This is a genomic window from Pseudomonadales bacterium (assembly GCA_013215025.1).
GTDB lineage: Bacteria > Pseudomonadota > Gammaproteobacteria > Pseudomonadales > DT-91 > DT-91.
Window position 1 is genome coordinate 1 of record JABSRR010000162.1, and the last position, 7,738, is coordinate 7,738.

At 44.0% G+C, this 7,738-nt stretch carries 3 protein-coding genes and 2 pseudogenes; all 5 read right to left on the bottom strand.

The features are described 5' to 3' along the window. Positions 1 to 3,698 (bottom strand): ATP-dependent RNA helicase HrpA (gene hrpA / locus HRU21_10545; GenBank protein NRA42728.1); only part of this gene is annotated, 3,698 nt, incomplete at its 3' end. Positions 3,699 to 3,839: 141 nt separating this feature from the next. Continuing rightward, entirely contained in the window at positions 3,840 to 4,031 is a 192-nt protein-coding gene (csrA, locus tag HRU21_10550; protein ID NRA42729.1) for a carbon storage regulator CsrA, read from the bottom strand. Between the two features lie 213 nt (positions 4,032 to 4,244). Then, positions 4,245 to 5,585 (bottom strand): annotated as a pseudogene (locus tag HRU21_10555) (DUF3412 domain-containing protein). Positions 5,586 to 5,645: 60 nt separating this feature from the next. Further along, a pseudogene (gene rlmKL / locus HRU21_10560) lies at positions 5,646 to 7,514 on the bottom strand (bifunctional 23S rRNA (guanine(2069)-N(7))-methyltransferase RlmK/23S rRNA (guanine(2445)-N(2))-methyltransferase RlmL). Continuing rightward, on the bottom strand, positions 7,505 to 7,738 hold a 234-nt coding region (locus HRU21_10565; GenBank protein NRA42730.1), incomplete at its 5' end, for a 23S rRNA (guanine(2445)-N(2))/(guanine(2069)-N(7))-methyltransferase. The gene HRU21_10565 and the pseudogene rlmKL, both read right to left, overlap by 10 nt.

Consider the following 7,738-nt stretch of genomic DNA (forward strand, 5'->3'; position numbering starts at 1 on the left):
CGTTGACTTTGAATATCTACCAGAGAATCTGTATAGGCAGCTTGACTGAGTTTGGTCATTTGCTGGCGAATCGTGTGATCGATGGCAAATACCTCAGCAACCATTTTATCCAGTGCTAGGGCTGTCTCGGTTAATTGACTGCGATGCTTTTGCAACAGTTGCGTAAAATCTTCCTGCCTAAAAGGCAAATGCTCAGCAAAGAACACTTGTTTAGCCGCTGATAACAGTAAATCGTCAGCTAACTCTGTCATATCGATTTCTGCAGGGCAGCTGAGTGCCAAGCTGTTGCCGCGAAGTATCTGCTTACGCAGATATTTAACCGAATCATTCAGCTGCAGCAAAGCTAATCGGCAAACGCCTTGCATATGCATGCTTTGTTGTAAATGCGGATAATCAGTCAATACTAATTGAACACCCGTTTTACCCATATCTTGTAAAGCCGGATAAGCGCAAATGCGGGCTGTGCCAGAGGCAATCAGCTGTTCTGTTTGAATCTCACCAAACACCCAGCGTGTTTCAATTTTACTCTCACCCTGATTAATCTTACTGAGCTGCTGGTTAAGCTGTTGTTTAACCTTATCACCATGTGTATGAATTAGCTTAGCTAGATCCTTTGACTGATCTATGATTGCTGCGGATGTACGCCGGTTTTTTTTATTTTTGTTTGATTTTTTTACAGCATGCTGAAGAGTAGCAGTTTCAGATTTATTACTGGGTCTACCAGCAACGATAATTGTGGCACGATAATAGTCATCTAAGCTTTCTAGCTGAAAATCATCTGCCTTGATTGTCACCCCTATAGTCTTTAACACAGCGTCAGCAATTGCTTTATGCAGCGGTTCATCTTTTGCTGATAGCTGAGGCAAAATTTTATTAACCGTGTTAGGAATGGGCACTAACTGTTTACGCTGTGATTTTGGCAAACATTTTAACAGTGCTTCTACCTTATCAGCCAACATACCAGGCACCAGCCATTCGAACAAAAATCTGGGCACGCGATTTAAACTTTCTAACGGCACAGTAATGCTGAGACCGTCACTGGCTTTACCGGGATTAAATTGATACTGCAACGGGTAAGAAACGCCTTGCCACTCAATTTCATCAGGAAACTGAGCAACCTCATCATCACTCAATAATTGCTGAGTAAACAGCGATTCATCTGCGAACAACAGCCGCGACTGCCCTGCCTCAAGTGAATCACAAAAGCGCTCTAAGCTGACTCTGTTAACAACTGACTCATCAAGCTTGGCAGCGTAAAATTGATATACTTCTTCATCATTAGCAACAATATCACGTCGTCGAGTTTTTTCCTCCAGTTGCTCCGCAGCAGCTCGCAGCGCCTTATTATGTTGATAAAACTTTGCCGAACTTTGCAGTTGCTCAGCCACCAAACCGTCGCGAATAAAGATTTCTCGCGCTAGGGCCTTATCCACTTTAGCATAGCTAACACGTTTCTTCTCACTCAACTGTAAGCCATAAATAGCGGCTTGCTGCCACACTAATACCTGCCCTTGTGTGGATGAAAAATGTGGCTCTGAATAATGGTACTTAATTAAATGCGGTGCTAATTGTTCAACCCATTCTGGCTCGATTTTGCCCACTTTATGGGCAAACAGTTGACTGGTCTCGATTAACTGCGCCGACATAATCCACTTAGGTGCCTTGCGGCCAACATAGGAACTTGGAAAGATTCGAAATTCTCGATTACGCGTTCCCAAAAACACCCGTGGCTGATGCTGAAATCCAAGCTGCGTAATAAAGCCTGACAATAAGGCACGGTGAATTTGCATAGCGTCGGCAGCCTGTCGATTTTGCGTGAACTGCATATCTCGAATTATGCCTAATAGCTGACGATGCAGCTCTCGCCATTCATGCAAGCGCTGCGGCGATAAAAAGTGCTTGCTACACCAGCGTTTAAATTGATTTTTGCTTAGCGCTTGTCGCTGTTCCTCAGTGAGCTGCCATAGCTTCAGAAGCGCCAAGAAATCTGACTCTGGATGTTTGTAAACACTGTGCTTTTGTTGCGCTTGTTCACGTTTATCTTGCGGGTACTCGCGCGGATCTTGAATTGCCAATGCCGCGACTATGATCAGTATTTCAGCTAAGCAGGATTCTTTGTCTGCCTGAATTACTATTCTTGCCAGCGCTGGATCAATCGGCAACTTGGCCAATTTTCTCCCCAGCGGCGTGATTTTTCGATTTTGCTGTAGCGCACCTATTTCAAATAGTTGCTTAAAGCCATCATTAACCAAACGCTTATCTGGCGGCTCGAGAAAAGGAAAGTCTGATACATCACCAATACGCAAACTCTGCATTTGCAAAATCACCTGCGATAAATTGGTTCGCTGGATTTCTGGCTGCGTAAACGGCTCGCGATGATCAAAATCTGCAGCACTGTATAACCGGTAACAAACGCCGGCTGCCACTCTACCGCAGCGACCTGCCCGCTGATTGGCGGCAGCCTGAGATATTTTTTCGACCGGCAATTGCTGTACTTTGCTGCGATGCGAATAGCGAGACACGCGCGCCAAGCCAGAGTCAATCACGTAACGAATACCAGGGACTGTTAATGAAGTCTCAGCAACATTGGTTGCCAATACTACCCGGCGAATATGGTTGTGTGGGTTAGCTGATAAAATTTTTTGCTGTTCTTGCGCTGATAGCCGCGCATACAAGGGCAGAACTTCAAGCTGATTATCATCAAAATGTCGCAGTTGCTTGGATAGTTCCCTGATTTCACCCTCACCCGGAAGAAATACCAACACATCACCATTCTGATAGCGCTGTTGTTCACGCTCTTCACTGGCTATGTCCGTCAATGCCTGTATCACCGCATCTGCTAACACCAGTTGCTCTGTTGCATCCTCTGCTAGTTGATAAACAATATCAACGGGGAAACTTCGACCTTCAACCTGCACCACTGGGGCATCAAAAAAATGTTGCGCAAATCGATCGGTATCAATCGTTGCCGAAGTAATAATGACTTTTAAATCAGGCCGTTTCGGTAAAATTTGGCGCAAATACCCCAGCAAAAAATCAATATTGAGCGATCTTTCATGTGCCTCGTCAATAATGATGCAGTCATATTGTTCGAGAAATCGGTCATGTGCAATTTCTGCCAAAAGCACGCCATCGGTCATTAACTTAACCAATGATTGATCTGATGAATTATCCTGAAAACGAATTTGATAGCCAACTGCTGAACCGAGGCTTACACCTAACTCTTCAGCTAAGCGCCTTGCAACTGCGGTCGCTGCAACTCGGCGTGGTTGAGTATGTGCAATTTTTCCTTGCCGGCCCAAGCCAAGCTCTAATGCAATCTTAGGAATCTGCGTAGTTTTACCGGAACCCGTCTCACCCGCAATCACAACAACCTGGTGCTCTGCTATGAGTGATTTTATTTTTGCTTGATGCAGACTTATCGGCAGCTGCTCGGGATAAGTAATTGCAAGATCTAGCTGGCTGCGTTGCTGAAGCATTTCAGCAGAGGCAATAAACCGATCTAACCAGCGCGCACTTAAGTCTGCATCTGGGTTTTCTTGCTGCAGAATTTTATGCCGCTGTTTAGAGAGCCAAAAACGATCTCGCACCATGCAAGCTTGCAGCTTGGCATTGAACCCCTGTTGTTGACAAAACCACGACTGCTGATGAAGCGGCTTGTTTAAATCGATATCCAGCGCGATGGTTTGAACTGACATGGTGCAAGAATGATTGATGATTAGACTGTGAATAAACTATTGTGCAATGCAGCAAGTCTTTCTGAATAAATCAGTTAAGCGAGATGGATAAAAAATAAAGCTTAAATATCAATTAAAAAATGTTATTAAACACTGTTTTGATTAACGATTACCAGCATTATCATCGTCAGACGTGCCTTTAACACGCTGATAAATTTCTTCACGGTGCACTTCAACATCGCGTGGCGCATCGATTCCCAGGCGAACCTGATTGCCTTTGACGCTGAGCACGGTGATGGTTACGTTATCATTGATAACCAACGCTTCTTGCACACGGCGAGTGAGAATTAACATGATTGATCCTTAGACGGTTCGATTTCGGTTTGACTAAGCATTAATACGCAGCAAAAAATAATTAAGTCAGCGTGACTTAAAGCTTAATCCCAGACTGTTCCGATATTTATAATGATTATCATCCGTAAGAAGATTATTTAAGACTAATGAAATATCTGCGTCTGAGCAAGTTATTTAGTTTGCAAACAGCGAATAGCAGTATTTTTAAGCGCATTAGCTTGCCACTAACTCAAAACAAGGTTGATATTGCTTATTAGAAAGCGACATCCGACCTTGTTTAACAAACTGCTGCAGCAGTCGATTAAGTTGTTCAGCAATGTGGCTGTCGGCATGTAACCTGAATGGCCCATGCTGCTGTATTGCTGCAACTCCCCACGGCTTCACATTACCCGCCACAATACCTGAAAAAGCGGCTCGTAAATTACAGGCGAGGTCGGCTACCGGCATAGATTTTGACAGTTGAAGCAAGGACATATTCTCGTGGGTTGGCGAAAATGCCTGCTGCAAAGACTCTGGGATAAATAGATCCCAGTTAAATGTGTAAGCATCAGCACGCTGATTGCGCGCGCGTTTAATGTCATACATATCGTTTTTGATGCGTTTCGCTAAATCGATCGGCTCACCAATATGCAGGCTGTAATGCTGTCGCACCTGTTCACCTAAGCAACTCACTAAAAATTGATCAAGCTGATAAAAATAATCAGCACTATCATGGTCGGCCGCAAAATATAATGGCAATAAAATATCAGCATTCTCGGGCTGCATTTTTAAGCTAAGAATATACAAAATTTCTTCAGCAGTGCCTGGTCCGCCTGGAAAAACAACCAGCACATGAGCAAGGCGAACAAAAGCTTCTAGACGTTTTTCAATGTCAGGTAAAATCACCAGCTCATTTACCAACATATTGGGCGATTCTGCGGCAATGATACCAGGTTCGGTAATACCAATATAACGACCATGTTCAAGCTGCTGCTTATTGTGGCCTACTGCAGCCCCTTTCATCGGGCCTTTCATAGCACCGGGACCTGAGCCTGTCGCAATATCAATGCCGCGTAACCCTAATTGATATCCTAGCTCCTTACAGAAATCATATTCATGTCGTGGAATGGAATGGCCGCCCCAGCAAACAACCAGATTGGGCCGCACACCGGATCTAACAATATTCGCATGTCGTAATATGGAAAACACAAGATCTGTAGTTTGCGCCGAATAAACTTGCTGATCATTTTGATCAAATACCTGTTTAGCAAAGACAATATCACGCAGTGCTGAAAAAACTTGATAGCGCAAAGCTTTAATCATCACGCCATCAACAAAGGCATGAGCAGGGGCATTATAAAGATCGAGGCGAATACCTCTAGACTGTACGACTAAGCGAATTTTAAAATCATCAAAATGATCAATCAGTGCCTGTACATCATCAGTAAACGCATTAGCACTTAAAATGGCCAAAACACAGCGCCGAAATAATTGATAGGTAGACTTTGTCGACTCCATCAAACTGCCAATTTCTTGACGTGACAACAGCTGCAAGCTTTGACTCGGGCGAATATAAGCTCGAGCGATTTTTGCTGGCTGTTGCGGATATTCAATTGACTGGTTCAAACATCACCTCTATTTATGGTTAATACGCCAGCATTGATGAATATGACTATTACGCTTGAAGTCTTGATCGATCGTCGATGCACTAATATCGGACACTTTAAATTCTTGCGCTAAACGAGCGTCTAATTTGAACCGACGTAAATTATTCGAAAAGATCATCTCGCCTGCGGGCGCCAGATGCTGCATCAACTGTTGTAATACGCCATGGTGATCGCGTTGAACATCCCAATTGCCTTGCATGCGCTTAGAATTTGAAAAACTTGGCGGATCAATAAATATCAAATCATATTGCTGCTGATTTTGCGATATCCAGTCCAGCACATTGGCGCGATGTAATCGATGCTGTTTTAAGTCTAGATTATTTAAGCGATAATTGCGTTCTGCCCAGGCCAAATAAGTTTGCGACATATCGACAGAGTCTGAACAATCTGCCCCGCCAAGTGCAGCATGAACAGATGCTGTTGCGGTATAGCAAAATAAATTCAACACACGTTTGCCTGCGGCTTGCTTTGCTAAACTGAGACGTATCGGTCGATGATCGAGGAACAGCCCAGTATCCAGATAATCATGCAGGTTTACTTCAAATGTGGCATCCCCTTCTTGCACCGTAAAAAAATGCCCGCGCTGATTTATCTTTTGATATTGTTGCTGACCTTTTTGTTGTCGCCGTTGTTTTAATATCAGCTGCTCTTTTTCTAAACCAAACACCGACAAACAAGCCTTGATAAACTGACGCTGCCGCTTATAGGCGGCAAATTCATCGACCGACTTCGGAGCGACATACTCAGTCAATTGATAACGGCCGTCGTAGACATCCAAGGCAAAGGCATATTCAGGCATATCGGCATCATAGATACGATAACAGCTGATGCTTTCTTGTTGCGCCCATTTCGATAGACGCTTCTGATTTTTGCGCAATCGATTCGCCACCATATCGATCGCCTGCTGATCTTTTTCCTCTTGCGCGCTAGCAGGTTTACTGGCCCAAGGCTTTGGTTTTTCGCTGGCCTGTTTTGACTCCGCCAGATCGTGATCAGCCTCTATTGGCTGTGACTTTTTAAACAGTTGAAATAGCAACCACTCAGATTCTAATTTACCGTTATAAAACTTATAGCGTTTCTTTTTTTGTAGACCAAGATTCTTCAATAAAAAGGGGTCGGATGAGAGGATCGCGGCATGATCACCTTGGCATTGGCTTTTTAATTGTTCACCTATATTGGCATACAGGCTTAGTAATTTATCGCGCTCAGACAATCGCTCACCGTATGGCGGGTTCATAACTAATAGCGCTTTTTCAACGCTAGGCCTTTTAAAGCTTAAAATACTGCGCTGTTGAATAGAGATCAGCTTGGTTAAACCTGCACGACGAATATTATCACGAGCTGCTAACACAGCATTTTCATCAGCGTCAAAGCCGTAAGCTAAAAATTGATCTTGCTGAAGAGCATCGCCAGCAGCCGAAATCGCTGCATCACGTTGCTGACTTGCAGCACGCTGCATTTCTAAAAACACTTGCTGATTGTGTTTTTTCAGATGTTCAAAACCAAAATGCTTGCGATCGACATTGGCGGCAATATTTAAATCTAACAACAAGCCTTCAACTAACAGGGTAGCACTGCCGCAAAAAGGATCAACCCACTGGCCTTCAGCTGAAAATTGTCGGGCGCGCGAGACCAAAGCTGCCGCCAAATTTTCTTTTAATGGTGCTTTTGCACCTTGTAATCGATAGCCTCTACGATGCAAAGAGCCACCGGAGATATCAAGCCCGACTAACAGCTGCTTTTTATTTAGATGGCAATAAATGGCAACATCAGGCTGTTTCGCATCGACACTGGGTCGCGAGCCTGTATATTGATTAAAATGATCCACTAAAGCTGGCGGAACAAACTGTTTTTATCACTCACGGTGAATTCAGACAGCACCCAGACTACACGATTGGCAAGTCGACTATGTAAACAAAAAGCATAGATTTGATAAAAGCGACCTTCGTCTATCTGTGCCGCAACGCCACCCAATTTTAATTTAACGGTAAAGCCAAACTGCGCAACTTCGTCAGCTAACAGCTCTTCAAGACCTTTCGGGCAGCTGATGAAAAAATCATA